This is a genomic window from Streptosporangium sp. 'caverna' (assembly GCF_003203775.1).
Classification (GTDB): Bacteria; Actinomycetota; Actinomycetes; order Streptosporangiales; family Streptosporangiaceae; genus Streptosporangium; species Streptosporangium subroseum.
On sequence record NZ_CP029711.1, the window covers coordinates 11077281 to 11103323 of the forward strand.

21 protein-coding genes and 1 pseudogene are annotated in these 26043 nt (G+C 62.5%); 12 read left to right on the forward strand and 10 right to left on the reverse strand.

Annotation, left to right across the window (positions count from 1 at the left end):
- Nucleotides 1–4 precede the first annotated feature (4 nt).
- From DKM19_RS50405 to DKM19_RS48025, 5 genes are read right to left on the reverse strand one after another with little or no spacing between them, the layout of a single operon-like run.
- Nucleotides 5–160 carry a hypothetical protein gene (locus DKM19_RS50405; RefSeq protein ID WP_162642330.1) on the reverse strand — a complete coding sequence of 52 codons (156 nt, stop codon included), beginning with the start codon at nucleotides 158–160 and terminating at the stop codon, nucleotides 5–7.
- Complete coding sequence (locus DKM19_RS50410) at nucleotides 157–333, reverse strand: hypothetical protein (protein WP_162642332.1); 177 nt, start codon at nucleotides 331–333, stop codon at nucleotides 157–159. Before DKM19_RS50410 ends, DKM19_RS50405 begins: the two co-directional genes overlap by 4 nt.
- A gap of 16 nt (nucleotides 334–349) precedes the next feature.
- On the reverse strand, nucleotides 350–1072 hold the full coding sequence (locus DKM19_RS48015; RefSeq protein ID WP_110705205.1) for a DUF2637 domain-containing protein: 723 nt from the start codon (nucleotides 1070–1072) through the stop codon (nucleotides 350–352).
- 28 nt (nucleotides 1073–1100) lie between these two features.
- Nucleotides 1101–2477: an FtsK/SpoIIIE domain-containing protein gene (locus DKM19_RS48020; RefSeq protein WP_110705206.1), complete on the reverse strand. Its 1377-nt coding sequence runs from the start codon at nucleotides 2475–2477 to the stop codon at nucleotides 1101–1103.
- Entirely contained in the window at nucleotides 2474–2812 is a 339-nt protein-coding gene (locus DKM19_RS48025) for a hypothetical protein (RefSeq protein WP_110705207.1), read from the reverse strand. The genes DKM19_RS48020 and DKM19_RS48025 overlap by 4 nt, the downstream gene beginning before the upstream one ends.
- Before the next feature lie 165 nt (nucleotides 2813–2977).
- On the opposite strand from DKM19_RS48025, the gene DKM19_RS48030 reads away from it, so the two are divergent.
- The 3 genes from DKM19_RS48030 to DKM19_RS48040 all read left to right on the forward strand — a co-directional run bounded on the left by DKM19_RS48030 (nucleotide 2978) and on the right by DKM19_RS48040 (nucleotide 5254).
- Entirely contained in the window at nucleotides 2978–3343 is a 366-nt protein-coding gene (locus tag DKM19_RS48030; RefSeq protein WP_110706511.1) for a GntR family transcriptional regulator, read from the forward strand.
- Nucleotides 3344–3617: 274 nt separating this feature from the next.
- Nucleotides 3618–4661, forward strand: a complete 1044-nt coding sequence (locus DKM19_RS48035) for an AAA family ATPase (RefSeq protein WP_204358570.1) — start codon at nucleotides 3618–3620, stop codon at nucleotides 4659–4661.
- Nucleotides 4658–5254, forward strand: coding sequence for a guanylate kinase (locus tag DKM19_RS48040; protein WP_110705209.1), 597 nt, complete (start codon nucleotides 4658–4660; stop codon nucleotides 5252–5254). Before DKM19_RS48035 ends, DKM19_RS48040 begins: the two co-directional genes overlap by 4 nt.
- A 536-nt stretch (nucleotides 5255–5790) precedes the next feature.
- Here the strand turns inward: DKM19_RS48040 and DKM19_RS48045 are convergent.
- Nucleotides 5791–6090 carry a hypothetical protein gene (locus DKM19_RS48045; protein ID WP_110705210.1) on the reverse strand — a complete coding sequence of 100 codons (300 nt, stop codon included), beginning with the start codon at nucleotides 6088–6090 and terminating at the stop codon, nucleotides 5791–5793.
- A gap of 264 nt (nucleotides 6091–6354) precedes the next feature.
- Between DKM19_RS48045 and DKM19_RS48050 the strand changes: the two genes are divergently transcribed.
- A complete protein-coding gene (locus DKM19_RS48050) occupies nucleotides 6355–6621 on the forward strand; it encodes a winged helix-turn-helix domain-containing protein (RefSeq protein WP_204358571.1) in 267 nt (88 codons plus the stop codon).
- A gap of 135 nt (nucleotides 6622–6756) precedes the next feature.
- Here DKM19_RS48050 and DKM19_RS48055 read toward each other — a convergent pair whose 3' ends face one another.
- A complete protein-coding gene (locus DKM19_RS48055) occupies nucleotides 6757–7002 on the reverse strand; it encodes a hypothetical protein (RefSeq protein WP_162642333.1) in 246 nt (81 codons plus the stop codon).
- A gap of 164 nt (nucleotides 7003–7166) precedes the next feature.
- Here DKM19_RS48055 and DKM19_RS53215 point away from each other — a divergent pair.
- From DKM19_RS53215 to DKM19_RS50420, 6 genes and pseudogenes are all read left to right on the forward strand, one after another.
- Nucleotides 7167–7409, forward strand: a pseudogene (locus DKM19_RS53215) (helix-turn-helix domain-containing protein); the annotation flags it as partial.
- A 93-nt stretch (nucleotides 7410–7502) separates the two neighbouring features.
- Nucleotides 7503–8576 carry a magnesium transporter MgtE N-terminal domain-containing protein gene (locus DKM19_RS48060; RefSeq protein WP_162642335.1) on the forward strand — a complete coding sequence of 358 codons (1074 nt, stop codon included), beginning with the start codon at nucleotides 7503–7505 and terminating at the stop codon, nucleotides 8574–8576.
- Between the two features lie 748 nt (nucleotides 8577–9324).
- Nucleotides 9325–14163: a type ISP restriction/modification enzyme gene (locus DKM19_RS48065; RefSeq protein WP_239513995.1), complete on the forward strand. Its 4839-nt coding sequence runs from the start codon at nucleotides 9325–9327 to the stop codon at nucleotides 14161–14163.
- 444 nt (nucleotides 14164–14607) lie between these two features.
- Nucleotides 14608–15333: a hypothetical protein gene (locus DKM19_RS50415; RefSeq protein WP_162642337.1), complete on the forward strand. Its 726-nt coding sequence runs from the start codon at nucleotides 14608–14610 to the stop codon at nucleotides 15331–15333.
- Nucleotides 15334–15595: 262 nt separating this feature from the next.
- A complete protein-coding gene (locus tag DKM19_RS48070; protein ID WP_110705214.1) occupies nucleotides 15596–17767 on the forward strand; it encodes a serine/threonine protein kinase in 2172 nt (723 codons plus the stop codon).
- A gap of 198 nt (nucleotides 17768–17965) precedes the next feature.
- Nucleotides 17966–18538: a hypothetical protein gene (locus tag DKM19_RS50420; protein WP_162642339.1), complete on the forward strand. Its 573-nt coding sequence runs from the start codon at nucleotides 17966–17968 to the stop codon at nucleotides 18536–18538.
- A 346-nt stretch (nucleotides 18539–18884) separates the two neighbouring features.
- Here the strand turns inward: DKM19_RS50420 and DKM19_RS48075 are convergent, their stop codons facing one another.
- The 3 genes from DKM19_RS48075 to DKM19_RS48085 all read right to left on the reverse strand — a co-directional run bounded on the left by DKM19_RS48075 (nucleotide 18885) and on the right by DKM19_RS48085 (nucleotide 20897).
- Nucleotides 18885–19361, reverse strand: a complete 477-nt coding sequence (locus DKM19_RS48075) for a hypothetical protein (protein ID WP_110705215.1) — start codon at nucleotides 19359–19361, stop codon at nucleotides 18885–18887.
- The gene (locus DKM19_RS48080; protein ID WP_110705216.1) at nucleotides 19358–19993 is read right to left on the reverse strand and encodes a DUF433 domain-containing protein; all 636 of its coding nucleotides are present in this window, start codon (nucleotides 19991–19993) and stop codon (nucleotides 19358–19360) included. The genes DKM19_RS48075 and DKM19_RS48080 overlap by 4 nt, the downstream gene beginning before the upstream one ends.
- Before the next feature lie 550 nt (nucleotides 19994–20543).
- Nucleotides 20544–20897 (reverse strand): hypothetical protein, encoded by a 354-nt coding sequence (locus DKM19_RS48085; protein ID WP_162642341.1) that lies wholly within the window; start codon nucleotides 20895–20897, stop codon nucleotides 20544–20546.
- Between the two features lie 152 nt (nucleotides 20898–21049).
- Between DKM19_RS48085 and DKM19_RS50425 the strand changes: the two genes are divergently transcribed.
- Together DKM19_RS50425 and DKM19_RS48090 are read left to right on the forward strand one after the other, a co-directional pair.
- Nucleotides 21050–21256, forward strand: a complete 207-nt coding sequence (locus tag DKM19_RS50425) for a hypothetical protein (RefSeq protein WP_162642342.1) — start codon at nucleotides 21050–21052, stop codon at nucleotides 21254–21256.
- Nucleotides 21257–21561: 305 nt separating this feature from the next.
- Nucleotides 21562–25755 carry a HEAT repeat domain-containing protein gene (locus tag DKM19_RS48090; RefSeq protein WP_162642344.1) on the forward strand — a complete coding sequence of 1398 codons (4194 nt, stop codon included), beginning with the start codon at nucleotides 21562–21564 and terminating at the stop codon, nucleotides 25753–25755.
- Nucleotides 25756–26043: the final 288 nt, after the last annotated feature.

The window sequence follows — 26043 nt, forward strand, 5'->3', positions numbered from 1 at the left end:
AGGCTCAGCAGAAGCCGAGGCCCTCGCAGTGCTCACAGGTCGGGCCGTAGCTGTCGACGCCGGTCCCGCCGCAGTGGCAGCACAGCCAGCGCTTGGGGGCGATGTCGACGAGCGGGGCACGGTCGTCAGGGCTGTCGGGGCCATCCGGATCGTCGGTCATGCGATCCACCTGCTGACGTCGCGGTTGGGAGCGGTGTTGACGAACACGCGCCAGGTGTAGGGGCGCTTCCGTCGGGGGCGGATCGGTGAGATGGAGCCGACCGGGAGGACCGTGCGGATCTTGTTGAGGGTGTAGGCGAGTTCGGCGTAGGTGCCGTCGATGCGGATGCGCATGGGGGTTCCCTTCGGTTCAGGCGGGTTCAGGGCCCTCGCGCAGGGTGCGCAGGAGGTCGGAGGCGAGTTGGCTGGACACCCCGAGGCGGGTGCGCAGGGTGTCGCGGGTGATGGGTTTGCCGTGCCGGGCGTGGTGTTCGTCGGCGACGCGGCGGGCGTAGTCCAGGAGCGGGCCAGCCGTACCGTTTTCGTTCTGGCCGGGAACGGCGAGGCCGGACAGCGGAACGGGTGCGGCGGATTCGGCGGTGTCCTCAGGGACGGTGCCCACCGCGGGGAGGATCTGCGGTACGGCGTCCAGGACGGGAACGAGGGCCGGGGACGATTCGGGACGGGGATCGGTGGCGCGGCGCTCCAGCATGGAGACCGCGATCAGGAAAGCGCCGGCCGGGGTCGCGGCGGTGATCCACCCCCAGGCGGAGGGTTCGGCCTGGGCGAGGTTGGCGGCCAGGGACAGTGCGATGCCGCTGATGAGGACGAGGGTGGGCCAGGAGATCCAGCCGTCCCGTTCCCGTCCGTTCTTCTTGTCGCGTTGCCGTTCGCGGGCCGCCATGACGCAGGTGAGATCGACGCAGATGGCCACGGCCCAGGCCATCCACCCTGACTGCCCGTGCTGGGTAGCGGTGTCGCGGATGTGGGTGAAGCTGCCGGCCCCGGCGATTGCGGCGAGGATCAGTACCGGTGCGGAGTCGGCCAGCCGGACGGCTAGGCGGGACGCGGTCGGGGGCGTGGTCGCGCTCACGGCGAGGGTTCTCCTTCCCGTTCGGGGATTAGGCGGCGAGTTCGGGGGTGTCGTCGCGGGGCGGTAGTTCGTGGCCGAGGCCGGAGGCGGCGACCTGGTTCCAGGAGGGAGCCATTGCCGCGTAGGTGCCGGCGGCGTGTTCGGCGGCGGTGGTGGAGACGTAGCCGGACCGCGCCCGATACCACCGGCCGTCGGAGCCGGTGATCACGGCGACGCCAGGTAGTTCGGGGGCGATGGATCGGGCGGCCACCAGGGCATCGGGGTCGAGGTCGCCGAGGGTCATCATGGCGGTTTCGGGGTCATTGACCCGGTGACAGACCCGCCCGCCGATCTGGGCGCGCAGCGCGGTGACCCCGGGGCCGAGGTCGGAGCCGATGCGTTGGCCGGACAGCACCAGATGGATGCCGAACGCGCGGCCCAGTTGGGCGATGCGCAGCAGCGCAGTGGCGGTGCGGGTGACCTGATCCTTTTCGGCTTTGTCGGCGGTCAGGTACAGCTCGGCCAGCTCGTCGACCAGGACCACGACAGGGATGGGGCGGGCGGCGTCGGACAGTTGCCAGATGTCGCGGACCCCGGAGTGGCGGCAGGCGAGCATCCGGGCGCCCATCACGGCGATCAGGTCGGACAGCAGGTCAAGGCATTCGGTGCGGGTGGTGGCCAGTGCGGTCAGGCGAGGGGCGTAGGCCGACAACTCCACGCCGCCTTTGAGGTCGAAGCCGACCAGGGCGACCGGTTGCGGGGCCAGGCCGACGATGAGCGCGTTGATCAGGTTGGATTTGCCGGACTGGGTGGCGCCGGCGTTCATCCAGTGCGGGATCAGCCGCAGGTCCATCCGCCAGGCCGCGCCGGTCTCCAGCACCCCGACGACCGGCCGCAGCAGGTCCTCGGCCCGCCAGCCGTCCCGCGGTTCGGCCGGTGCTATGGCGGGGGCGACGTGGGATAGCGGGTCGCGGGTGATGCCTTGGAGGGTGACGCGGCCGGGCCGGGAGCCGACGACGCGGACCGCTTCGATGCGCCAGGCGTGGGCGAGGCGTTCGCAGACTTTGGCGTAGTCGTCGGGTACCTGGCCATCCAGGAGGTGGAAGGTGATGCGGAAGCCGTGCCGGACCGGCCGGGGCAGGCCCATCCAGGGTTTGGTGTCGACCGCGACCCGCTGGAAGCGCCGCTTGACCCGCACCACGCCGGTGGAGGCGACCAGGCCGGGCACGGTGGTGAACCACCAGCGGTAGCGCTTCTTGGTCAGGGCGCAGCCGGAGGCCACGTGCCGCCAGGACCAGCGCAGCCAGACAGCTTTGCGCGGGAAGACGAGCGCGTACCAGTAGGAGAGCGGAGCCCAGCGCCGCCAGGCGATCAGGACGAGCACGGCGGCGAGGAGCTTGAGCAGGGGGTGACTGAGGTCGATCACAGGTCCGCCCCCGTTCGGGCGGAGCCGGCGGGGACGAAGGACTGGGCGCGGTAGGAGATGCCCCAGCGTCCGCCCTGTTCCCAGACGTAGCCGACCAGGCCGACCGGGATGACCTCTTCTCCGGCGATGATCTGTGGTTCGGGGGTGGTGCTGATCTTGACGAGTTCCATCCGGTTGAACTCGTCTTCGAACAGCAAGGTGAGTTCGTACATGGTGTTGCCGTCCTTGTCGCGCTTGATCTCGCCGGTGTCCTTGTTGACCAGGCGGGGCTTGGCGGCCTTGACGCAGGTGATCTGGAGTTTGGTGACGTCGACGGGGATGGGGATGGTGCGCATGATCGTTCCTTTGTTAGGCTGAATACTTAGAATACATAGAATACTTGGAGTTCTAAGTTGTCAATGAGTTCTTTGACGGCTTGGTTGGTTTCTTTGCGGGGGTGTGCTGAACTGGAAGCGTGCGCACATGAGCGCACGCGAGTGCAGACGAGATGGACGAAGCAGATGGTGGAGAAGACTGGCCAGCCGGCCTACTTGCAGATCGTCGACGAGCTGCGCGGCCAGATCCGCACCGGCTTACTCGCGCCCGGTACGGCGTTGCCGTCCATCGCCCAGTTGGGTGAGCGCTTCGACGTCTCCGCCAGCGTGGTCAAGGCCGCGATCAGCGTGCTGCGCACCGAAGGCGTGGTGATTGGCCAGCAGGGCAAGGGCGTGTTCGTCCGCGAGAGTCCCGCTGATGCCCCCGAATTGGAAACCTCCAGCATCAACGCCGAGGTCCTGGACCAGCTTGCCCAGGTGCGTCACTCCCTCAAGGAACTGGGGGATCGGCTTGCCGCCCTGGAGGCGGCAGTCTTCGAAGAGCCGAAGTGATCTCACCGATTCGGCATGCCATTTCGTCCAGCTCTGCCCGGATCGCGGTCAATTCCCAGATGATCCGTTGCGGGTCTGCGTTCATTGGTTTCTCCCTTGCTCTGCGGTGCGTTTCGCCTTTCGCGATGACTTAAGTTCACCGTGAGCTGAGGGTTTCCGGTATCACGCCGATCTAGTTAAGCTTCTTCAGTTCCACTCAACGAGCATTTACACAAGCGTTTTCACCTGCACGACCGCACACCGCGCACGACCTCCACAGCGTGAAGGCGAAGGTATGCAATTGAAGACGACCCAGCATCAGGGCTGGACCCCCTCCCGCCTGCGGGAACACCGCGAAGCCCACGGCCTCACCCTGGAAGCCGCCGGCGAGCGCCTGCGCCAGGCCGCCACCCGCCACGGCCTGAGCGTCCCGGCGGCCAACTTCCAGACCCTGTGGGGGCACGAGCAGGGAACCGTGTTCCCCGGCCCGCATTACCGGCGTGCTTACTGCCTGCTGTATGAGGCCACCGAGCCCGAACTCGGCTTTCGCAACCCTTTGCCCGGTGAATCACAGAAAGCGGAAATTGTGATTTCCGATTTGCCTGCGCCCGCTGATCCCGCCGCGGACAACGCCGCCGCCCACGTCATCGAAGAGGCGTTCACCAAGGTCTCCGTCGGCGGCATCACCGCGGACGGCTCCCCGCAGGCGTTGTTGCGGAGCCGGGTGGTCGACGCCTGGCGCCGGCGCCACGGCGGTGGCAGCCCCAAACCCATCCTCGTCCTGGTCGGCGGATACGCCGGATCGGGCAAGACCGAGTTCTCCCGCTTCTTGTCCGACATCACCGGCTGGGCGTTCCTGGACAAGGACTCGTTGACCCGGTGCATCGTGGAGCGGCTGCTGGTCTCCCTGGGCGGTGACCCCAACGACCGCCACAGCGACCTGTACCTCAAGGAGGTCCGGCCGCTGGAGTACCGGTGTCTGATGGAGGCTGCGTGGGACAACCTCAACGTCGGCACCTCGGCCATCTTGTCCGCGCCGTTCATCACCGAACTCAAGGACGAAGCCTGGTTCACCCGGCTGGAGAACCGGTGCGCGGCCAAGGGCATCGACGTCGCGGCGATTTGGGTCCGCTGCGATCCCGAGTCCATGCGCGAATACATCGAGTTCCGCGGAGCCGCCCGCGATGCCTGGAAGCTGGGCAACTGGGAGCGATACGCCGACGGGCTCGACACCGAGACCAGCCCGCCCACCGCACATGTCACGGTGGACAATCGGTTGGGATCGGCGATCAGCCTTGCCGACCAGACCCGCGAGGCCCTCAAGCGGATCCTGACGTGAGCGGTCCGCAAGGAATCGTCTTGTACGGCCCGCCCGCCAGCGGCAAGGACACCATCACCGCCGCCCTCGCCCGGCTGGATGCGCGATTCGTGTTGTTGCCCAAGCTCAAGGTCGGCGCCGGCCGCGCCGACGGGTATGAGTTCATCAGTGCCGAGCACCTGGACAAGCTGCGCGAGGCCGGTCGTCTGCTGGCCGAGACGCACCGCTACGGCAACATCTATGCCGTCGACCGGCAGGCCATCGAAGACCGGCACGCCGCTGGCTACGTGCCGGTCGTACACATGGGCAACATCTCCGATCTGCGTCGGCTCATCGGCACGGTCCCGGATGGATGGTTGCGCGTGCTGCTGTGGATACCCCGTGAGGTCACCGAACAGCGATCTCGACAGCGCGGGGACCCTGACACCGCCAAGCGCCTGACCGCGTGGGACGAAACCCTTGCCGACCTGGAGGCTCACACCGACGCCGGGTTCTTTCACCTGCGCCTGCACACCGACCGCCTGGGAGCCGATGCCGCCGCGGGCGAGATCATGGGTGCCTACGATCGGCTACGGGAGGCAAGCTGTCCTCAGGGGCAGCAATGCCACCGGTGAGCCGGGCCGCGACCGCGGTCGGGATCAGATCCAGCCTCCACCAGGTGCCACACCCCCGACACCGCGCGCCTTCGGGAAGCGGATCTTGGTGGGTCCACTCGACATCATCGTGGGAGCACGCCGCGCCGTCTCGGTAGCTTTGCGCGCACCGCTCGGCGGTGACCGACGACTCATCGATTGTCACAATCAGCGGCGCCTCCCCCGCAGCACATCCGCAGTGCGGACACACCACCGGCTGTGTCCCGCCGCTCAGTTGCTCTTGGAGACGCCGCTGTTCGTCGGCCAGCCGGATGAGTTCCTCGGCCGTATGCGCCACCAGGTAGCGGGTAAGGCCGGCGAGTACCTCATGTTCGGCCAGCACGTGGTCCGGACTGCGGCGCGCGTAGAAGACGCCCCACCCGCTCATCTCCGTCTGCCACCCGTCAATCACGGGACCATCGCCCACCGGCGACAGCGTCCATCCAGCTGAAAGAACACGGCCTATCCGTCCTGGCATGTGATCTCCTTCATCCTCGCTACCATCACCAAGCAGGCATTCACCGGGCACAACCGCTGAGAATCGCCTCCCACAGGTGCAATCCCTCAGCCGTCAGCAGCCATGCGCTCTCTCGCTGCCTCGTCACATCTCCCTCCCGGTAGAGCTCCCGAACGAAGGCCAGGCCGCCCGCCTGGCAGAGCTCATAGACAACCGTCCGGCACGCACAGGTGTGTTTCCGTACCCGGATCCGGTCGGTACGCGGAACGTGCACACGCCACTCCAGCCGCTGACACTCGGCCTGCGGGGCAGCGGGATGGAGGCCGTGATAGAGCTCGGTCAGGTGACCCAGAGAGGTCACAGTCTCACTCCCTTTCACAGCATTCGGTGCACGTCCTCGGGTGAGCCGGGCATCGGTGAGCAGCCCACCGGACCGTGCCTCTTAGCGCCCTCCAACGCTGAAAGGCAGGACCCGCTACGGGGAAGGCCGGCCCCGGACCGATTGCGCACTGCCGCTCACCGATGCCACGTCCGCATCATAGACTTGCAATGGTGTAGTACACCATAGAATACGGCACCATGTTCCGCCGAGGTAGCCGTCACTACGGGCTTCTACCGTGTGCTCATGACCGAGTTGCGCGACGATCTGCCCAGGTGGCGACAGGTGCGAGACATCATCATCAAGCGCATCGAAGCCGGCCAGTACAAGCCAGGCCAGCGAATCCCCTCGGTCATCGACCTCACCCAAGAGTTCGGCATCGCCACCCAGACCGCGCAGAAGGTCATGAACGCTCTTCGCAAGGACCGGTGGATCCGCACTGAACGCGGCATGGGCAGCTTCGTCACCACCGTCGAAGAACGCGCAGCAGAGACCGGTGAAGCTTCCGAATAGTCCCTATAGAGCCGGGATCATCGAGAGCCACTCGTCCTGGATGAGAACTTCCATTCTCAGGAGTTGAGGTCATCGGCCACCTCAGAAGGAGAAAGCTCTCTGAGGCGCGCCGACGGGAGGCCACGCGTTCCTCGGTCAGGGGCGGGCGCCTTCCAGGAAGTAGGCGATCGCCAATAGCAAGGCCACGGTGGCTCCGAAGCCGCCCGCGCCGACGAGTACGGCGTTGGGCGCGCTGGCTCCACCCATCCAGGCCAGAATCCCTCCGGCCACGCCGATGATCAGGGATGTGATCATGATGATCGCCGCCCATAGGAAGCGGACGTGGTGCATGTCGATGTTCTCCTGACGATCCAGCCTGCTTGGGCAGCAGGTGTCTGACATCAGGAAAGCCCCACGCCCCCCATCCGGACAGGGATCACGGATGAGCTGGCTACGAGCGGGACAACATGATCACGGGTATGGGAGATCATGGGACAAGATGGGAAGCGGTGGGACATCATCGGAAGATGGCAGACGATCTCCCAATCGCGCAGCTAACCAAGACCATGCGTCCGGGAGTGGAACCCGATCCCAACTCTGTCACCACGGTAGCCGATCTCGGACGCGAACTGCGGAACCTGCGCACGTCCGTAGGAAAACCCTCTCTGCAAAAACTCTCCGACCGTGCCAAGGTACAAGACCTTGATCTGCCGCGTAGCACTGCCGGCAACGCAGAGTCGGGCAGAATTCTGCCGAGGCTAGAGGTCGTCTTGGCCTTCATCCAAGCGTGTGGCGTGACCAGCGGGACCGAGCTAACACGCTGGCGCTCGGCCTGGCAGCGGGCGAGTGCCAGCCGGGACTCACTGCCGCGTTCTGTGCCCTCCACCCAAGACACTCCGTCCGTGTCTTTCAACGTCGGACTACAGGAACTCGCCAGCCCCGCGACGGTTTCTGCTATCGCCGATCCTCTCCAGGAGGCGGCCGAACGGCTGACGGCAATGGACTTGGAACAGGCAGCAAATCGGTTGGTAGCCATGAACGCAGAGCGGGCAGCCACTCTCTTAGAGATCATGGACCCGGATTCCATGGTCGTCCTGCTGGCAACCATGGAGCCAAGGGAAGCCGCCGTGAGGTTGGAGGCCATGGATCTGGGGCGGTCGGTCACGGCGCTGAAGGCCATGGACCAAGGGCGGGTAGCCGTGAGGTTGGAGGCCATGAACCCAGAGCACGCGATCAAGCTGCTGGGGGCCGTGGACCCGGAGCAGGCGGCCGCAGTGTTGGAGGCTATGAAACCGGGGCATGCCGCCGTGAGGTTGGTGGCCATGGATTTGGGGCGGGCGATCACGGTGCTGGAGGCCATGGACCGAGGGCAGGCGGCCGCGGTGCTGGAGGCCATGGACCAAGGGCAGGCAGCCGCGGTGCTGGAGGCCATGAAGTCAGAGCAGGTGGTCGGGCTGCTGTGGTTCATGAAGTCGGCGCAGGTGGTCGGGCTACTGGAAGACATGGAGTCAGAGCACGCGGCTGTGGTGCTGGAGGCCATGAGACCGGGGCATGCGGCCACAGTGTTGAGGGCTATGAAGCCGAGTTATGCGGCTGTGAGGTTGGAGGCCATGAAGCCGAGGTATGCGGTCGGGCTGCTGAGGGTCATGAATTCGGAGCAGATGGTCGGGCTACTGGAGGCCATGAAACCGGGGCATGCCGCCGCAGTGCTGAGCGCTATGAAACCGGAGTATGCGGTCACGGTGCTGGAGGCTATAAACCCGGGGCATGCGGCTGATCTGCTAGAGGCCATGGACCCGGGGCATGCGGCTGCGTTGCTGGAGGCTATGGAGCCAGGGCATGCGACGACTGTGAGGTTGGAGGCTACGAACCGGGTGCAGGCGGCAGAGCTCCTAGAGGACATGAAACCAGGGCATGCGATCGCAGTAGTGAAAATTACAAACTGGACACAGAACCCAGAGCAGACAGCTGAATGAGACTTTTCTCTACGTCTTCAAGGGCGTGCCGCCTGCGGCGGCCCGCCGCGCGTCGGGCGGTCGCTGGCCGCGCTGCGGCTCTTCGGCCGGTCGCGGCCCGCGCCACCCACGCGCTAACGACTACCAGGCGCACGAAACAAACGAAGTACCCGGAGCGCTGCCACTGCCTTTTGCTTTCCGCGTCGAGCTTTGACGGTTTCAAACACTCTCAAGAGGCGTCCAGAAAGCCCTGACGATCGCTCACTTCGCTGCCGCCCTATGTGGTTGGGGCGATCGCTGCCGCGGCCTTCGTTCCTCAGGCCTTGCCACCGTGCAAGGGGAGTGCGGTTGACAGCAATATTCGCAAAGCCGCGCATCAGGCAGCGTCGACATTCTCCCCCAGTTCCCAAGAGATGGTCGGAGAGATCGTCACACTCGAAAAGTGCGAGGTCAGCGGTCGATTTCACCTTGGACAACCCTCTAAGAGCACAGGCGCCCAGAGCAGATCATCGGTCGGATAGCCCGGCTAGCGGCGATCTTTCGGGCGGACTCGGCCAGAAACGCCCATGCTCAGTGGATATCCCTTTTATGCCTACATGTGGCGTATATGCCATTTTAGCGCATCCATGATCAAACCCGCACCCGTTTGTCAATAATTTCACTTGTCCATAAGAGGACGGCTATTTTCTTTGCTTGGCAGTCAACTTCCATGTACTTAATGGCGTCCTTCTCCGACAAGAGTCGGGTGCACGAGGGCGGGAATGGGACGTTGGCGACAAGTATTCAAGAAGTTCTTGAAGAGCTTCATACCTCCTCAACCAGTGGATGGGATAAGGGGAACAAGTTCGAGCGGCTGATCGCTGCGTACCTACGTACGGACAGCTCGTGGGCTAATCGTTTCGGCAGCGTCTGGCTCTGGAACGACTGGCCCGACAGAGCTGGAAAACCCGACACGGGCATCGATCTCGTCGCCCAGGAGCGCGAGACGGGCGCCTTGGCCGCCATCCAGTGCAAGTTCTACGGTTCCAGCCACACCCTCCAGAAAAGCGATATTGACTCGTTTTTCACCGCATCGGGCAAGAGTGGCTTCTCTTCGCGTCTGATTATTTCCACAACGGACAAGTGGAGCAAACATGCGGAAGATGCCCTAAGAGGCCAGCAGATTCCCGTGACGCGCCTGCGGGTGCAGGATCTGGATGAGTCGAGCGTCGATTGGTCACAGTTCAACCTGGATGCCCCCGAGGTGATGGAGCGCAAGCCCAAGAAGGATCTGTATCCCCATCAGGACCTGGCACTGACCACGGTGCGCGAAGGCTTCCTGTCGCACGCCAGGGGCAAGCTCATCATGGCGTGCGGTACGGGCAAGACGCTGACCTCGCTCCGCATCGCCGAGGATCTCGTCCCGACGGGCGGCAGCGTTCTGGTGCTGGTCCCGTCCATCTCCCTGCTCTCTCAGACGCTGAAAGAGTGGACCGCAGAGGCCAAGGTGCCGTTGCGGCCGTTCGCCGTGTGCTCGGACACCAAGGCGGGCAATCGGAGCGACAACGAGGACATCTCCCCGTACGACCTCATCTTCCCTGCCACAACCGACACCGCCACGCTGTATACCCAGATCACCGGTGGAGGCCCGAAGGGGAAGATCACGGTCATCTTCTCCACCTACCAGTCGTTGCCGGTGGTCGCCGAGGCCCAGCGCAAGGGTCTTGCCGAGTTCGACCTGGTCATCTGCGACGAGGCCCACCGCACCACCGGTGTCACCCTGGCCGGCCAGAGTGAATCGAACTTCGTCAGGATCCACGACAAGCAGTATGTGAAAGCCGTCAAACGCCTGTACATGACCGCTACCCCGCGCCTGTACGACGACAGCAGCAAGTCCCAGGCCGAAGACGGCTCCGCGGTACTCGCGTCCATGGACAACGAGGCCCTCTACGGGCCGGAGTTCCACCGCCTGGGCTTCGGCAAGGCGGTGGAGCAGGGGCTGCTCACCGACTACAAGGTCCTCATCCTCACCATCGACGAGGGCGTGGTCGCCAAGACCCTCCAGGAGGGCTTTGCCGGCGGCGGGTCCGAATTGGCCCTCGACGACGCGGCGAAGATCATCGGCTGCTGGAACGCGATGGCCAAACGCACCGGGACCTTCGCCGACGGTTCCGGATTCGCCGAAGGCGAGGAGCCGATGAAGCGTGCCGTGGCCTTCGCCCGCTCCATCGCTGACTCCAAGCAGATCGCCGCCCATTTCAACGACATCGTCGAGGCCTACGACGGCGCGGACGATGACGTGCTTCGCTGCGAGGTCGACCACGTCGACGGCACGTTCAACGCCCTGGCACGCAACACGAGGCTGGACTGGCTGAAGCAGGACCCCGGCCCAGCCCAGGCCCGGATCCTGTCTAACGTCCGATGCCTATCTGAGGGCGTCGACGTCCCGAACCTGGACGCTGTCCTCTTCCTGCACCCTCGTAACTCCGTGGTCGACGTTGTCCAGTCCGTCGGCCGGGTGATGCGCCTGGCACCTGGCAAGAGGTACGGCTACATCATCCTACCCGTTGCCATCCCCGCTGGGATGTCGCCGGAGAAGGCTCTGGCCGACAACAAGCGTTTCAAGACGGTCTGGGAGGTCCTCCAGGCCCTGCGCGCCCACGACGACCGCTTCAACGCGACGGTCAACCAGATCGACCTGAACAAGAACAAGCCTGACAACAAGATCGGCATCGGCAGCATCGGCCCCAACGACGAGTCGGTCGGGGGCGCGGACCGCTCCGGCACCGCCGAGAGCGACGAGGCCGCCAAGGAGAAGGCAGCCCAGAGCGCTCAGCACATCCAAGACGCGCTGTTCTCCATCAGTGACTGGCGAAACGCGATCTACGCCCGCATCGTCAACAAGGTCGGCGAGCGCCACTACTGGGAGAAATGGGCCAAGGACATTGCCCAGATCGCCAGCCGTCACGTCACCCGCATCAGGGCCGCCCTAGCGGTCCCCGAGAAGAGGGCAGCCTTTGAGGAGTTCGTCGGCGAACTGCGCTCGAACATCAATCCCGGCGTCAGTGAAACCGACGCCGTCGACATGCTCGCCCAGCACATCGTCACTAAGCCCGTCTTCGACGCCTTGTTCAAGGACTACGGCTTCGCCGAGCACAATCCCGTCTCCAAGGCCATGCAGCGGATGCTCGATATCCTCGACGACCAGGGCTTGGACGCCGAGACCAAGACCCTGGAAGGCTTCTACGATTCGGTAAGAGTACGCGCCGAGGGTATCGACAACGCCGAGGGCCGGCAGCGCGTCATCGTCGAGCTGTACGACAAGTTCTTCAAGACCGCCCTGCCGAAGAGCGCCGACGCGCTCGGCATCGTCTACACCCCCGTCGAGGTCGTCGACTTCATCATCCGCTCCACCGAACAAGCCTTGGCCAAGCACTTTGGACGCTCCCTGTCCAACGAGGGCGTCCAAATCATTGATCCCTTTGTCGGCACCGGCACTTTCCCAGTCCGTCTCCTCCAGTCCGGCCTGATCAAACCGGAGGATCTGCAGCGCAAGTATGCGAGCGAGCTACACGCTAACGAGATCGTGCTTCTCGCGTACTACATTGCCGCCATCAACATCGAGGCCGCCTTCCATGACCTCGCTGGTGGCGAGTACAGGCCCTTCGAGGGAATCGTCCTCACCGACACCTTCCAGCTCGCCGAGAGCGCAGCCCAGACAATGCCAGGGATGGAAGTCCTGGAGGGCAACAGCGAGCGTGCGAAGAAGCAGCGGACGCAGGACATCACAGTCGTCGTCGGTAACCCGCCATATTCGGTAGGACAGGACAGCCAGAATGACGATAACCAGAACCTTAAGTACGAGGCGTTGGACGAACGCATCAAGCACACGTACGTGGCGCGCTCCACGGCCACGAACAAGAACTCACTGTATGACTCCTACATCCGCGCCATCCGATGGGCCTCGGACCGGATCAAGGACGAGGGGATCGTTGCTTACGTCTCCAACGGTGGCTACATCGATGGAAACACCGCGGATGGCCTCCGTAAATCCCTGGTCGACGAATTCGACGCAATCTACTGCTACAACTTGCGAGGCAACCAACGCACGGCCGGCGAACAGTCCCACAAGGAAGGCGGAAAGATCTTCGGCTCAGGTAGCCGGAGCACCGTCGCCATCCTGATTCTCATCAAAGGCGGTAAGGATGCCTCCGACACAGGCTCGGGGTTCGTGCTCCAATACCGGGACATCGGCGACCGCCTCAACCGCGAGGACAAGCTTCGTATAGTCGGCTCGCAGGACTTAGACACGGTGGACTGGCAGCAGATCACACCGAACGCAGATGGGGATTGGATCAACCAGCGGGACGAACGATTTACGAGCTTCCAGCCGATCGGGGACAGGGCAGGAAAGAGTGGATCCACCCCCCTCTTCAGTACGTACTCCGCGGGGCTTCAAACGAACCGGGATGCTTGGGTCTACAACTTCTCGGCTGCTCGCGTGCAGGAGAGCGCGAAATCCATGATTGACTTCTACAACTCTCAGATAGAAGACTTCAAGAACTACTGCGTAGCCCACCAGGTCACCTCGCCACGAGACCATGTTGATAGCTTCATTAGCTTGGATACTGAGAAAATCAGCTGGTCCCGAAGCCTTAAGGGATACCTAGCTAAAGGGGAGGTCGTCACCTTCGAAGCGGCACGAGTGACGCAATCCGCCTATCGGCCGTTCATGAAGGAGTCGGTCTACTTCGACCGTCACCTGAACCATGAACGATCGCAGCTCCCTCGGCTGTTTCCGACCTCTGAGCATACGAACTTTGGTTTCTACATTACGGGTATGGGGTCAGACAGGCCCTTCTCGGCGCACGCTGTCGACCATCTCCCAGATTTGGCGTACTGGGGTTCCAGCAACGGTCAGTTTTTCCCGCGCTACACCTACCGCGAACTCAGTAAGGATAACGTCCTCTTCGCTAGCTCTGAGAAGGATGGTGGCTACGAGCGTATCGACAACATTACCGACGCCGCCCTCCGCGGCTATCGCAAATCCTACGCCGACGCCGCGATCACCAAGGACGACATCTTCTACTACACGTACGGTCTGCTGCACTCGCCCGATTACCGCGATCGCTTCGCCGCCGACCTCAAGAAGTCACTTCCCCGCATCCCCAAGGTGGGCGACTTCCGTAGCTACGCCAAGGCTGGCCGGAAGCTCGCCGACCTGCACATCCACTACGAGCGGGCCGAGCCGTATAAGGGCATCGTGGAGAAGATCTCCGGCAACGCGGCCGGCACCTCGCCCCGTGAGCTGTACCGCGTCGCGAAGATGAAGATCCTCAAGGTGCAGGGGAAGCCGGACCGCTCGACCATCGTCTACAACAACTGGGTCACCCTCACCAACATCCCGGAGGAGGCGTATCGCTACCAGCTCGGTGCCCGCTCCGCGATTGAGTGGATCATTGATCGGTACCAGATAAAGATCGACAAGGATTCTGGCATCATCAACGACCCCAACGACTGGTCCGATGATCCGCGCTACATCATCGACCTGCTCAAGCGGATTGTGACGGTCAGCCTGGAGACGGTGAAGATCGTGGATCAGCTTCCGCCACTGGAGATCTTGGAGTAGGCGCTTACCACAGGCGAACTCCTTCCGGCCTTCTCCCATACCCCTGTGCGCTTGGTTCATCGGACTTGAAGCACGACTGCTCTGTTTAAAGGCAGAGGTGCCGCTGCCACTAACGCATGCGGCACCTCGCTCGCTGTCGACCTGAGGGGATAGACAGGCTCTCTTGGCTATGCGCATGGAACTGGTGAGCGCCGAAACCTTGTCAAGCAGGATGCCCCAGATTTTTGGAAGAATCAGTCTCCGTCGAGACACGATGCAACGAGATGCGTTTGGCATTTCTGCAGGTGAGCGCGTTAAGAAATTAACTATATCGCGTTATCTTCTTCTAGTTTTCCCGGAAAATCTGTTATTTTTCAGTATAAAAAAATCTGAACACAGCGAGGGTAGATGCTAGGGGTGGTGGCGCCGATTGGAGCGCCACACCTAAATTCAACGGAGTCTGCAATGCTTGATTTACATGCGTCTTTAGCCGAGCCTACTGGGCGCATTCGCAAGCACCCGGAGGCATCTGGCCGCAAGAAAGACAGAGCCGTCGCAGTCCGCTATGGCGCCCAACCAATCGCTAGGCACCGTGGCCCCCAATGGTCGAAAATCGAAGATTGGGCACTGAACCATGATGTCTCCTTAGGCACGATAGTTATCCATGATCCGCACGAGCTACGGATGCCCGTGTGGGAGCGCCCAAGCATTAGTCATTTGGCGGTTACTACCCTCCTCCCCTTAAATGGTGGTGTACTAATCGATAACTGGAAGATGCTCGGCGATGACAATCTCGGCCAAGCGGTCGTTCTTGAGTATCTTCTCCAAAAGAATTGCCATGCCGTCGCACGCATTGGTGCCGGCCCTCGGAATGAGATCACGCATGCCAGGTTAGACGGACTCCGCCGCAACATCGACGACGAGATATTCGAAGATGCTCGCGATCGATTTCAGCAGGTGTATATGCGCGAGTTTCAGCAGATGATTGAAAAAGATATAGGAGGTTTAATCTACTTTGGTCACGGCCCCGACCGCGATTCTAAGCAGGCGCTGATCGACGCTCGGATCCGCAGAGAGGCTGGATGGAGTGATGCACGTATACGAAGTTATCTAGAGCTCTATGGGTACACCAATACTTCCGGGACCGTAGGTCGCTGGTCTCACGAGCAATTCCACAGGCTTTGGACATGAACCTCGCGAGGTATGGCCATATGGATTGGCCTCCTTGACGTTAACTGCCCATCAGATGCCTTGGCCTTGAACGCCCTGTACTACGGAAGACCGGGGTTAAGGTAACAGCAGCGCTGACAACTTCGCCCTACAAATAAGGCTCATCGGAGCGGTTCAGAGTGACTCCACCCAGACCTAGACTGCCGAGTCGGGTCCGCTAGGCAGAGATGATGTTGAGGGCGAATGCCTGGGCAGTCGGCCATGAGGTTTGCGGAGGTGGGATATGCGAGCCGGTACAGAGCTGGCTGGCCGCTATCGGCTGGAGCGGTTGCTCGGCCGAGGCGGGATGGGCGAGGTGTGGCGGGGCGTCGACCAGAGGCTTGACCGGCCGGTGGCGGTCAAGTTGTTGCTGGCCAACCTGCTGGGCGACGACCGTCTCAGCCACGAGGCCCTAGCGCGGTTTCGACGCGAGGGAAAAGCAGCCGCGCGCCTGAACCACTCCAATATCACCGCCGTCTACGACTTAGGCGAACACCGGGAAATCCGTAACGGCGTCGAGCTGACCTTTCCGTTCTTGGTGTTGGAATTCTTGGAAGGCCGTGATCTGAACTCCGTTCTGGACAGCCACCCCAGCGGCCTGCCGCTCGGCCGCGTCCTGGACTACGGCGCCCAGGTTGCGGACGCGTTAGCCGCCGCGCATACGGCCGGGATCGTGCACCGCGACATCAAGCCTGCAAACCTGATGCTGCTAAACAACGGCACGGTCAAAGTCTGTGACTTCGGCATCGCCCGCCTGCACGGCGCGACCGCCGGCCTGTCGGCGACCGGGACGGTGATCGGCACCCTGCTGTACATGTCGCCCGAACAACTCGACGACCACGAGGTCGACCACCGCGCCGACCTGTACGCCCTCGGTGCCACCCTTTATCACCTGCTCACCGGCCAGCACATCTTCCCCGCAAAGGACCTGCGGGCTCTGGCCTACATGCACGCCACGAAAACACCCACCCCACCCAGTGCACTCCGGCCCAGCATCAGCCCCGATGTCGATCGCCTCATCACCGCTCTGCTCGCCAAACTCCCCGACCAGCGACCTGCCTCTGCCGCTGACACCGCCGCCAGCCTGCGAACCGCCCGGTCCGCGAATGAACACCGCACCGCCAAGGCCAAACTCATCACCCGCTCCATGACCGACCCTGACCGTGCCCGAGACCTGCTAGCCGAGGCCGAACGCGCCACGCACGACATCTTCTTTGGCGATGCCGCCACGTTGCGCGAGATCGCCAAGGTGGCAGCCGAGCATGACCCAACGGAGGCCGAACGCATCGCCCGCTCCATCACCGATCCCGACAACGCAGCCCACGCATTGCTCAACATCGCCGAGGTGGTGGCCCGGCACGACCGTGACCGTGCCCGAGACCTGCTGGCCGAGGCCGAACGCGCCGCACGCTCCATCACCGTCCTCCCGTGGCAGCTCGACACCTTGTGCGATATCGCCAAGGTGGCGGCCGAGCATGACCCAACGGAGGCCGAACGCATCGCCCGCTCCATCACCGAGCCCCGAGAGGCAGCTCGCGCATTGCGTGAGATCGCTGAGGTGGTGGCCCGGCACGACCGTGACCGTGCCCGAGACCTGCTGGCCGAGGCCGAACGCGCCGCACGCTCCATCACCTACCCCTCGGGCCAGGCCCACGCGTTGCGTGAGATCGCTGAGGTGGTGGCCCGGCACGACCATGACCACGCCCGCGCTCTACTAGCCGAGGTCGAACACCTCGCACGCTCCATCACCGACCCGGATGACGCAGCCCACGCATTGTTTGGCATCGCCAAGGCGGTGGCCCAGCACGACCGTGACCACGCCCGCGCTCTACTGACCGAAGTCGAACACCTCGCACTCTCCGTCACCGACTCCGTCGATCCACACCTGCTGTTGTCCTGGATTATCGAGGCAATGGCCTGGCATGATCCGGCAGAAGCCGAACGCCTCGTACACTCCATTCCCGACTTCATATATGCAGCCCACACGTTGTGCGATATCGCCAAGGTGGCGGCTGAGCATGACCCGGCGGAGGCTGAACGCATCGCCCGATCCATCACCGATCCCGGCAGGCAGGCCCGCGCGTTGCGCGAGATCGCTGAGGTGGTGGCTAGGCACGACCGTGACCGTGCCCGCGCCCTGCTGGCCGAGGCCGAACGCATCGCACGCACCATCACCTGGCAGGGAGAGCTGTGCTGCATCGCCGAGGTGCTGGCCGGGCTTGACCCGGCGGAGGCTGAACGCATCGCCCGATCCATCACCGATCCCGGCAGCCAGGCCCGCGCGTTGCGCGAGATCGCTAAGGCGATGGCTAGGCACGACCTAGCCGGGGCTGAACGCATCGCCCGATCCATCACCGAATCCTTCAGCCAATCCTTGGCGTTGTACGAGATCGCCAAGATGCCCAGACACGATTGAACGGCTCGCGGAGTGCAATGCCAAAAGGCATCGAACCGGAGCTGACGGGGCATTCGGTGGCCGTTCTGCTGGTGGTGATCTATAGGACTGTATCCACTTCTGCGACGGGAGCGGCGCAACAAAGCACTGAGGGCTAACATCCGCCTTCGGGCGAGAATGCTCCTCATAGCTGGCATTTCACGGATACGGTGACTAGTCATGGATGCTGGTGACTGGATCGCCGTAGCTGCACTTGTCGTCGCCCTAGCTGCGGGGTATTTTGCAGCCATATCCGCTCGGGCGGCACGCAGATCAGCAAATGAGGCCGCACGATTGTCAGGGATCGAAGCTGAACGGCGCCGCGACGAGCGCGAGGAACGGCATGAGAGACTGGCTCCTTCCCACCCAGGGAGCATTGTTGCTGTACTGGAGGAAAGCGCGGTTGGGGGGCCGAAAAATCTATTCGGTTCGATCACTGTGCCACGTGACTATCGGGTGCAGGCCGAGGGCTGGGTAAGAGATTCCTACACTCTACTTTCCCTTCCGCTACTGCTGCACGCCAACCGGCCTTACCGCTTCCACATCGAGCACTGGCCGCCGGACCGGGAGGAGCCACAAACCCAAGAAGTTCGCTTCCACTTCTGGCCGCCAGTCGACGTCGATGACACCGATCCGTGGACATGCTCGTGTGGCCGGCCGACTGGCGAGAACGCGGATAGCTTCGGCCATTGGGAGTTGCGCGTGCCGATAACGTACGAGCCTCCCATGACTCCCTGGATCGACTACGCATAAGCGTCAGAGGCGGTAGGACGCCGACTCTGCGGATGCCGATTATCGCTGCTGGACGTCACGACTCCAACAAATGCTCGTCCGTCGAGCCCGAAGCCGAGTCATTAGCTCACAACTCTCGAACATCCGCTCATCGACATGCACGAACGAATAGGGTGTAACCAACGTGCAGCGGCGCACCCTGAGCAAGTATGAGCGAGACCCTGGATTAACGGAAACGCTACCAACGATCCCGTACAGTTACCGAGTCCTAGCTCCGGCGAAGCGGTTTTCCTCTCATGGGTTATCTGCCCTAGTGAATTAGCACGAAGAAGCTCCCGTCCGAACTGGGCGGGAGCCGGTCGTGCGATTATTTTTTCAACTTCCGGCTCGGCTTGTGTTCGCCATGTTGCTTACGCGGCCACATCGGTGAGGGCGCGTCCCGCCGCGGGTCGTGGAAGCTGTAACCGGGATCTCCGTGTAACATCTGGACGATGGCTACATGTTGACTTTCTGCCTTTTCTAACTTTCCTATGATGTCGCGGATGGAGTGGATTAATGCCCCCGCAGCGGCGGCCAACGACCCGAGACTACTGTTGCCTGTCTCGACAAAAACTGCATGCAAGCCAGAGCGCTGAATGGCTTTGCAGATCCCTTCGTCATACAGCTGGTTGCCGTCAGCGGAGATGATCATCTCAAATTTCTTTCGCTTGGCTTTGTCGTAAAGTTGCTCGTCTTTGATGCCCTTGAATCGCCGATTGACCTGCTCGATCACGTGGCCCGGCAGGAGCCAGGACAGTGGTTCGACTAACGGCTTAGGGACATTCTCATCGAGGAGGATCCTCATCCCGCAGCTCGGTCGGCGGCGGATGACTCGAACCTGCAGACATAGTCGGCGAACTTCTGCGCTGCCCGCGCAGCCTCTGCGTTCACCGATGGGAAAAAGTCAGCGATCCGCTCGGCTGGCACGTTGTCGCTCATCAGGCCAGCGATCTGGTCGTAGCCGACGCGGGTGCCCTCAACTACAGGGAACCCACCGCGAATTTCTGGATCCACGGCGACGCCAGGCAGGGGACGCTGGAACGGCAGTACATGCCCGACCCGCCCTTCGAATGCGTCGAACACGTGGACTAGTTCGGCGAGGACACTGTTTCCGGGCTTCCTTAGTAGATCTATCGCTTCATCGCCGTCGACCACGATGACGGTATTGCCAGACTTGACTAGCCGGTACTCCGACAGGTGCTCAGTCTTGCCGAGGTCGCGCAAGTTCCGGATAGAAACGCGGATCTTCTGCAGCGACAGCTCATTGCGTTGCCGCAGGTAGGCAAGCGATCGGAGAGCGACAACGTCGCGGTAGGAGTAGAGGACCTTGTTTGAGGTCCGATACTCAGGTTCAAGAACCGGCGGGTTACGCCGCCAGTAGCTGAGCTGCCCTATCGAGGCTCCTGAGAGCGCAGCAGCGAGCACAGGACGATACACGTTGACGCTCCTTTCTCCCCCGAGCGGACACCTACCTATGACGGTAACGTGAGCGACCTGGTTTACCTATGGCGCATGGGGGTTTATGTCGGGGCGTTCCAGATCGCCCAGGTTCGCCCTGGTCTGCACCGCGAAGGCAGTCCATCACCCCAGATGGCTGGCCTCAACATTTTCGAGTACGGCTGCTGCTTCTGCTCAGGAGCGAGGGCTCTCGTCGTGTCAGCGCGTCGATGACACGTTGAAAATCGATCCCCTGGCGACAACTCCGCCAGGGTCGGTGAGGAGCGCAACATGATCGTCGAGACAGGTGGAAGTCTCGGTCAGGGTAACCGAGCAAATCGGTTGCAGCGATCTTCCGCAGGCCGCACTGTTTCTCTGTGTAACAGTAGCCTCGCAGGAGGTGATTCATGCTGGCTGCAATGATACATATCGCATCGCTGATGGCGGGATATCCCAACCCGTTGTACTACGGGGGCTGATCGGCCGCTGATGATGGCGCCCCTGACGCCGTAGCTCGGGGGCGCCGTGGCGAGGAGACCGCGGCCGTGTGTCAGGAGGCGCCCGGGGGCGTATCTAGGTTGAGTCGTCGTTCCACGCTCGCCAGGACGGCAGCAAGCATTGCCTGCGGGTCGTACCCGGGCATCGGGCCGAGCCGGCTGCGCAGCTTCTCGGCGAGCTCGTAGGCGAGTTCGGCGAGCGGCTCATCGCCCAGGGTCGTGGCCAGTTCATCCAGCAGACGCGCCATTGCATCGCCCTCGCACCAGTTCAACAACGGCTGTTGCAACAACGGCAGATGCCGGGCCGAGTCGACTTGAGCTGCCAGAGTGTTGGCCAGATCCATGCGCGAGGCCCGAGCTGACGTGCTCTCTGCCGCCGGTGGCCAGTTAGGCGCGCGGTCGGTCATGGCAACCTCCCCTATCCATCAGGCGAGCGGGACGCCATCACCGCCCTCACTGGGTGTAGCTCATTAGATTACGCAGGGCTATATCGCCTTTGTGTCGTGTCCTACGGATCCGCCGAGGTGGCATCAAGATCTCAGCGCTCCAGCATGGTCACTTGCTGGCACTCGACTGGCTGACCACCTCCAAGAGATTGCACGTGGTGGCGGCCAAAACCTTGCTCAAGGAGTTGAAGCTGACGTCGCGGCGACGCAGCTCAACCAACATCGTGATGCGGTCGGTCAAGGAGCGTGAGAGTCCATCCGTCATCGAAACAACCAGGATGTCGGATAACTGCGGTGATGCTCGGTTGGTTCATCTCTGAAAATGCGTAGTTGTGCTTTAGCCCACCTGTCTGAGACGACTCATCTCTTCCCTAGCCTGGGACGCCTCCATCCTGTGCCTGGTGCCGCTGCGCGATGGGTCGGTGGCGTACGAGGTGATCAGATCATGACAGGGCGGAGCCCGGTGATTTCTAGTACATCCCAAATGGGCCATTCCTCTTGTTCTGATTGATCGCGACGGATACGTACTGCGATGCTAGGCGGCGTGAATAATACTGATAGTCGCCGTAGTGCCAAGGCCCGAGGACGGGGCGGTCGGGTCCTGTGGGCGGTGTCGCTGAAGGTAATGGTGCCCATCGTTATTGGACTGGCGGGAAACCTGGCGACTAGCACCGTGGCGGTAAAGGCATCGTGGTGGACCCCCACTATATGGACTGGGGTCGTACTCCTGATCGTCGTAGCTTTGGTCTCCGAGTTTCGCAGTTACAGGCACGATGGGAACAAAGAGGACAATACATCAGAAAGTGACCAATTTGCGGAGATATGCCGCATCTACTTGGATCGGCTACGGGAGCGCCATCGACGGGTAGATCTAGAGATTCTCACCCCTTTGACCGAACAGGGCGAACACCCGGCGATGTTGCTGGGGCAGATCTTCGTTCCTCAGTCGGTCCGGATGGACCCACCGCCAATGGAGTTACCGCGCGAGGTGTGGCGTCGCCTAGCAGCCGATGGGCACGTCGAGGAGTCCGATCTTCCCAAGCAAATCGATCTGGCACGAATAGAGGAGGTTCGTCGCGCCTTCCGGGAGCGCCCGCCTCGACCCGTGCTGGAGGCACTCGGGGACCCTTCCGAACGGAAGATCGTCATACTGGGTGACCCGGGCGCAGGCAAGTCCACCCTGTCCAAATACCTAATGCTGACACTTGCCGCAAATCGCGCGAAACAAGACGCTCATGAGAATTCGGCGATGGCTCAGGTGCCGCAGGCGATAGCAGGCCGCCTCCCCTTGCTGGTGGAGTTGCGTACTTACGCCGACTCCCACTGGCGGTCCAAAGACTTCCTAGACATGCTCGACTACCTCCATGCCAGCGAGGATTTGGGGCTGCCTAAACCACTGTTGGAAGAATTCCTGCGCTCCGATGGGCACGCACTAGTGGTCTTCGATGGTTTAGACGAGATCTTCGACCCGAAGCTACGGGCAGAGGTAGCTCATCAGATCGACGGATTCGCTTCCCGTTACCCCAAGACACGCATCATCGTCACTTCCCGTGTAATCGGATACAGCCGTGGCATCTTGGATGCTGCTGGTTTCACCCATTACATGCTCCAGGATCTGGACTCCGAGCAGATCAAAAAGTTCACTACTACCTGGTACGTGGAAAGCTGCCCGGGCAACCCTACTGAGGCTACACGCCTGGGCAACCGGTTGTTGAAAGCGATTGACGATTCGGCTGCAGTGGCAGAATTGGCCGGTAACCCCCTATTGTTGACGATTCTCGCCATCATCGGGCGACGCCGTGAACTCCCACGTGACCGTCGTACGGTCTACAAGCATGCTGTCACCGTCCTTATCGAGCATTGGGATGTTAATAAGCACCTGCGTGCCGAACATATCGACGGGAAGGCGATTGACCTTGACGAAGAGGAAAAGCTTCGGATGCTACGCCTTGTTGCCCGCCGAATGCAGGGTAGCCCTGTTGGCCTGGCCGGTAACCACATCCCCGCCGCAGAGCTTTCCGAATATTTGGAACAACATCTGCATGACAGGTTCAACCTCTCCGAAGGAGAGGCTTCCAAGGCTGCCCGTGCCATCCTCAGACAATTTCGCGAACGAAATTTCATATTGTCTCTCTTCGGGGCCGAGGTCTACGGATTCGTCCATCGTGCTTTCTTGGAATACTTGGCTGCCGACGACATCAACCAGCGTTTCAATGATCGAGACCTCAACGAAGAGGATCTTCTTCAGATTTTCAAAACCTACTGGCCCGATCCAGCTTGGTCCGAAGTCTTGCTACTCCTTACCGGAATCCTTCCTGAACAGTTCGCAATCCAGGCTATCGCCATCCTCCTGAACGCCGATCCTCATTGGAGAATCAAAAAGCTACCCCCGCTGCATCTAATTCTTGCTTTGCGCGCCACTGGTGAAGTTCGGCGAACGGCGACCCTTATAGATCACACTCGCACCATTACCGAGTATCTAATTAAGCTCCTTGCTGCCGCCGCCATCAATGAAAGTGATTACGATTTAAAGCTCGTCGGTGCTTTGCAGGCGACGCTTATTCGATCATCGGTCGGTCTCGACTCCGATTGGTTCAATCGAGAAGATTATCTATCCTGGTATCGATCCAACAGTCGATACTTGCGAATTCGCGCATATGTGACGCCAGAAATTGCAGCTCAGATATATATCGCTCTATTGCCCGGAGATTTTCACGGCCTAAAAGTAGCAATTCTAAATGACGAATACTGGGCTGTGCGTCGGGCTGCGGTGCGGGCCATTGCCTCCGGCTGGGCCGATCACCCCGGCACCCTGCCCCTCCTCAGGAACCGCGCCCTCAACGACGAACGCGGGGATGTGCGCGAGGCTGCGGTACGGGCCATTGCCTCCGGCTGGGCCGATCACCCCGACACCCTGCCCCTCCTCAAGAACCACGCCCTCAACAACGAACACTGGAATGCGCGCGAGGCCGCGGTGCAGGCCATCGCCTCCGGCTGGGCCGACGATCCCGACACCCTGCCCCTCCTCAAGAACCACGCCCTCAAAGACGCCGATGAGGATGTGCGCGAGGCTGCGGTACGGGCCATTGCCTCCGGCTGGGCCGATCACCCCGACACCCTGCCCCTCCTCAAGAACCACGCCATCAACGACGAACACGGGGCTGTGTGCCGGGCCGCGGTGCAGGCCATTGCCTCCGGCTGGGCCGACGATCCCGACACCCTGCCCCTCCTCAAGAACCACGCCCTCAACAACGAACACTGGAATGCGCGCGAGGCCGCGGTGCAGGCCATCGCCTCCGGCTGGGCCGACGATCCCGACACCCTGCCCCTCCTCAAGAACCGCGCCCTCAAAGACGCCGATGAGGATGTGCGCCGGGCCGCGGTGCAGGCCATTGCCTCCGGCTGGGCCGATCACCCCGACACCCTGCCCCTCCTCAAGAACCGCGCCCTCAAAGACGCCAATGAGGATGTGCGCGAGGCCGCGGTGCAGGCCATTGCCTCCGGCTGGACTAATCACCCCGACACCCTGCCTTGGCTCAAGAACCATGCCCTCAACAACAAACACGGGAATGTACGCCGGGCCGCGGTGCAGGCCATCGCCTCCGGCTGGGCCGACGACCCCAACATCCTGCCTTGGCTCAAGGACTACGCCATCAACAACGAACACTGGAATGTGCGCCGGGCCGCGGTGCAGGCCATCGCCTCCGGCTGGGCCGACGACCCCAACATCCTGCCTTGGCTCAAGGACTACGCCATCAACGACGAACACGGGGATGTGCGCGAGGCCGCGGTGCAGGCCATAGCCTCCGGCTGGGCCGACGATCCCGACACCCTGCCCCTCCTCAAGAACCACGCCCTCAACAACGAACACTGGAATGTGCGCCGGGCCGCGGTGCAGGCCATCGCCTCCGGCTGGGCCGATCACCCCGACACCCTGCCCCTCCTCAAGAACCACGCCCTCAAAGACGAACACTGGGCTGTGCGCGCGGCTGCGGTGCAGGCCATCGCCTCCGGCTGGGCCGATCACCCCGACACCCTGCCTTGGCTCAAGAACCACGCCCTCAACAACGAACACGGGAATGTGCGCGCGGCCGCGGTACGGGCCATCGCCTCCGGCTGGGCCGATCACCCCGACACCCTGCCCCTCCTCAAGAACCACGCCCTCAAAGACGAACACGGGAATGTGCGCGCGGCCGCGGTACGGGCCATCGCCTCCGGCTGGGCCGACGATCCCGACACCCTGCCCCTCCTCAAGAACCACGCCCTCAACGACGCCAATGAGGATGTGCGCGCGGCTGCGGTACGGGCCATCGCCTCCGGCTGGGCCGATCACCCCGACACCCTGCCCCTCCTCAAGAACCACGCCCTCAAAGACGAACACGGGGATGTGCGCGCGGCCGCGGTACGGGCCATCGCCTCCGGCTGGGCCGATCACCCCGACACCCTGCCCCTCCTCAAGAACCACGCCCTCAACGACGCCAATGAGGATGTGCGCGCGGCTGCAGTGCAGGTCATCGCCTCCGGCTGGGCCGATCACCCCGACACCCTGCCCCTCCTCAAGAACCACGCCCTCAACGACGAACACGGGGATGTGCGCGAGGCCGCGGTGCAGGCCATCGCCTCCGGCTGGGCCGATCACCCCGACACCCTGCCCCTCCTCAAGAACCACGCCCTCAACGACGAACACTGGGCTGTGCGCGCGGCTGCGGTACGGGCCATCGCCTCCGGCTGGACTGAAGACCCCGACACCCTGCCCCTCCTCAAGGACCATGCCTTAACAGGGACAGACCGCGCTGAACAGCTCGGATCCAACGGGTGAAGTGGAGTTGGCCCGGTTTGGTGGACACCTGACTTCTGAGGAACCCTGGTTCCCGGAAGAAGTCCACTGCGCCGAATAACTATCCGCCGGAGTTTCGCCGGCAGATGGTGGAGCTGGTACGTGCGGGACGGTTGCCGGAGGGCTCGCACGAGAGTTCGAGCCCTCCGTCTAGTCGATCCGTACCTGGGTGCGCCAAGCCGCCGACTTGGCGTGCCGTTTACTCGCGATGAAGGGTTCCCGAGCTCGTCGGACGACTCCACGGCTACGGAGCACGTACGGAATGATTAA

Bases quoted from the DNA above. Each gene is read 5' to 3' on its own strand.
- DKM19_RS48035 (WP_204358570.1), top strand. From the start codon at position 3,618: ATGCAATTGAAGACGACCCAGCATCAGGGCTGGACCCCCTCCCGCCTG.
- DKM19_RS50410 (WP_162642332.1), bottom strand. From the start codon at position 333: ATGCGCATCCGCATCGACGGCACCTACGCCGAACTCGCCTACACCCTC.
- DKM19_RS48055 (WP_162642333.1), bottom strand. From the start codon at position 7,002: ATGTCAGACACCTGCTGCCCAAGCAGGCTGGATCGTCAGGAGAACATC.
- DKM19_RS48025 (WP_110705207.1), bottom strand. From the start codon at position 2,812: ATGCGCACCATCCCCATCCCCGTCGACGTCACCAAACTCCAGATCACC.
- DKM19_RS48085 (WP_162642341.1), bottom strand. From the start codon at position 20,897: ATGACCGACCGCGCGCCTAACTGGCCACCGGCGGCAGAGAGCACGTCA.
- DKM19_RS48090 (WP_162642344.1), top strand. From the start codon at position 21,562: ATGGTGCCCATCGTTATTGGACTGGCGGGAAACCTGGCGACTAGCACC.
- DKM19_RS48030 (WP_110706511.1), top strand. From the start codon at position 2,978: ATGGTGGAGAAGACTGGCCAGCCGGCCTACTTGCAGATCGTCGACGAG.
- DKM19_RS50405 (WP_162642330.1), bottom strand. From the start codon at position 160: ATGACCGACGATCCGGATGGCCCCGACAGCCCTGACGACCGTGCCCCG.
- DKM19_RS50415 (WP_162642337.1), top strand. From the start codon at position 14,608: ATGCTTGATTTACATGCGTCTTTAGCCGAGCCTACTGGGCGCATTCGC.
- DKM19_RS48070 (WP_110705214.1), top strand. From the start codon at position 15,596: ATGCGAGCCGGTACAGAGCTGGCTGGCCGCTATCGGCTGGAGCGGTTG.
- DKM19_RS48050 (WP_204358571.1), top strand. From the start codon at position 6,355: ATGACCGAGTTGCGCGACGATCTGCCCAGGTGGCGACAGGTGCGAGAC.
- DKM19_RS50420 (WP_162642339.1), top strand. From the start codon at position 17,966: ATGGATGCTGGTGACTGGATCGCCGTAGCTGCACTTGTCGTCGCCCTA.
- DKM19_RS48075 (WP_110705215.1), bottom strand. From the start codon at position 19,361: ATGAGGATCCTCCTCGATGAGAATGTCCCTAAGCCGTTAGTCGAACCA.